Annotated in this window: 4 protein-coding genes; all 4 read right to left on the bottom strand. The window is 59.8% G+C overall.

Annotation, left to right across the window (positions count from 1 at the left end):
• Positions 1 to 599, bottom strand: a 599-nt coding sequence (locus DXD16_RS10040) for a PTS sugar transporter subunit IIC (protein ID WP_147326483.1), incomplete at its 3' end; no start/stop codon positions are given.
• 58 nt (positions 600 to 657) lie between these two features.
• Positions 658 to 1,140: a PTS sugar transporter subunit IIB gene (locus DXD16_RS10035; RefSeq protein ID WP_117565058.1), complete on the bottom strand. Its 483-nt coding sequence runs from the start codon at positions 1,138 to 1,140 to the stop codon at positions 658 to 660.
• Between the two features lie 57 nt (positions 1,141 to 1,197).
• Positions 1,198 to 1,617 carry a PTS sugar transporter subunit IIA gene (locus DXD16_RS10030; protein WP_117565057.1) on the bottom strand — a complete coding sequence of 140 codons (420 nt, stop codon included), beginning with the start codon at positions 1,615 to 1,617 and terminating at the stop codon, positions 1,198 to 1,200.
• Between the two features lie 46 nt (positions 1,618 to 1,663).
• The coding region (locus DXD16_RS10525) for an SIS domain-containing protein (protein WP_369831470.1) at positions 1,664 to 2,216 on the bottom strand (553 nt) is incomplete at its 5' end.

Here is a 2,216-nt window from a genome sequence, read left to right as displayed (position 1 = left end):
TTGGTGAGCACCAGGCGGCCGAGCATGGCGAAGCCCATGGCCGGCAGGATGTTGGCGGCAACGCCAAAGCCAGCAAGGACAAAGGGCGGGATGAAGTCGAGCATGCCCTGGATGGCGTCAGCACCCAGATAGAACGACAGCGAGCACAGCAGGAACGCCATGATGATACCGGTCAAACCGATCAGGAAGTGCATCGCATAGACACCCTTAAGGTTGCCCTGGCCGGAGAAGACATCAGCGCGGTCAACCAGAATCGGCAGGGCGGCGTTGAGGATGTTCTTGATGGCAAGGCACAGCGTGGCGATGGGCATAGCGAGCGCGATGGCTGCCTCGGTGCTCTGGCCCAACTGGATAGCGAAGGCGCAGGCGAGCACGCCGCCGATCGTCTCATCAGGCGGCACGTAGGCGCCGATGGAGATCGAGCCCATGAACAGAAGCTCCAGGCTGGCGCCGATCGCGAGGCCGGACTGCAGGTCCCCCAGCACCAGGCCCACGAGCGGGCACAGGACGATGGGGCGGAACGCGTAGAGCGTACCGAGCTGGAAGTCGAACTTACCAAATGCGGCGATAAGTCCGATGAGGATTGCTTGGGTAAGCATATATCCCCCTTTCCTAATAGGACACTACGAAGAGCTCAGACTCTTCGAAATTGAACGCCTAGAGCACGCTTGCGCAGTCAACCTTGGGGTCATCGGCCAGAGGACGGATCTCGACCTCGACGCCGTTGTTCAGCATCTCACGCACATCGGCCTCCTCGGCTGCAGTCAGGAAGATCTGACGAGAGACCTGACGAGCATCGGGGCGCTTCTCGTCCTTGGGCTTGGTGTTGCCCAGGTTGACCGACTTGATCTGCGGGCAGCCTTCAACAAGCTGCTTTGCCTCAGCGATGGTGGCGACACAGATAATCATCTTGTATTTGTCAGTCACACCCGAGTTAATGGCCTCGATGGCATTCGCCATATCCTTGATGACGAGCTTGCAGCCGGCAGGCTTGCCCATCTTGAGCGTCGTCTTCCACACCGGGTCGTTGGCGACCTTATCGCCCACGCAGAAAATGCAGTTGGAGCCAAGGCCCTGGACCCAAGAGACCGCGACCTGGCCATGAAGCAGGCGATGGTCGACGCGAAGTAGCTGAATCATAATGTGACCCCCCAAAGGTCTTGTGCCGTCTTACGGCGTGTCAGTAGGTGCTGCGGATTAGAACTCTTCTTCCTCTTCGTCATCGACCAAAAGATCGTTGACAAACTTCACGCGCGTATCGTCCGCAGCGACGATGGCGCGAATCGTCTCCTCAACCGGCGCCGACTCGTCAGAGAACAGCAGCTGGATAAGCAGAGGAAGGTTCATGTTGGTAACGAGGTACGTGCGGGGACGCGTCTGGACGATCTTGGTGAACTCGTTGTTGACGCTGCCGCCAAAGAGGTCGGTGCAGACAACGACATCATCGTCGGCAGCCATGCCTGCCAGCAGTTTTTGGGCCTCCTCGGCCACGTCCATTCGGTCATCGACGAACATCGAAAGATCGTGGACGTTGTCGCGAGCGCCCGAGAGCAGCTCGACACTCTCCTTGATGCCGGTAGCGAAGTGCGCATGGCTGGCGATGATGTACTGCCTCATTCTGTGTTCCTCTCAATAGCCCGGCGCGTTCCCGCACCCGTTTTCTTTAGTAGTCGAACTGGTGATAGTAGCGACGATACTTGAGGTTGTGCTTGGTGACCGTCTCGTAGTAGCGAGCCAGGCGGTCGGTAACGAGCACCGTCAGAATCCACGGAGACACGATGACGCGGAACTCGTCGTCAAGGCCGGGGATCGCGAACTCGGCGGTGTCGATGACGTTGATGTCGGTGTCGCCGGTCACGCCGCGGGTCAGGAACGCGCGGACGCGCTCGTCGAGCTTGCGGTTCTCGTCCTCGCCCATGAACAGGAAGACCGGGACGCCGGGCTCCACGAGCTCGAGGGTGCCGTGGAAGAAGTCGGCCGAGGTGATGTAGCGGGTGCGCTTCCACTGCATCTCCTCGAGGATGCACATCGAGAACAGGATCGTCTCGCCCCACAGGGCGCCGGAGCCGATGAACATGGTGTAGGGGGCCAGGGCGTACTTCTTGGCGAGCTCCTCGGCGCGCGGCTCGAAGCGCTTGCGGATATCGAGCATGTCCTTCCAGATGTCCTTGGTCTGCTCGATAAACAGATCGAACTTGGGGAAGCAGCCGCGGCGG

Source organism: Collinsella sp. TF11-5AC (genome assembly GCF_003436775.1).
Lineage (GTDB): Bacteria > Actinomycetota > Coriobacteriia > Coriobacteriales > Coriobacteriaceae > Collinsella.
This window is presented reverse-complemented; position numbering and strand designations above follow the sequence as displayed.

Bases quoted from the DNA above. Each gene is read 5' to 3' on its own strand.
- DXD16_RS10035 (WP_117565058.1), bottom strand. From the start codon at position 1,140: ATGATTCAGCTACTTCGCGTCGACCATCGCCTGCTTCATGGCCAGGTC.
- DXD16_RS10030 (WP_117565057.1), bottom strand. From the start codon at position 1,617: ATGAGGCAGTACATCATCGCCAGCCATGCGCACTTCGCTACCGGCATC.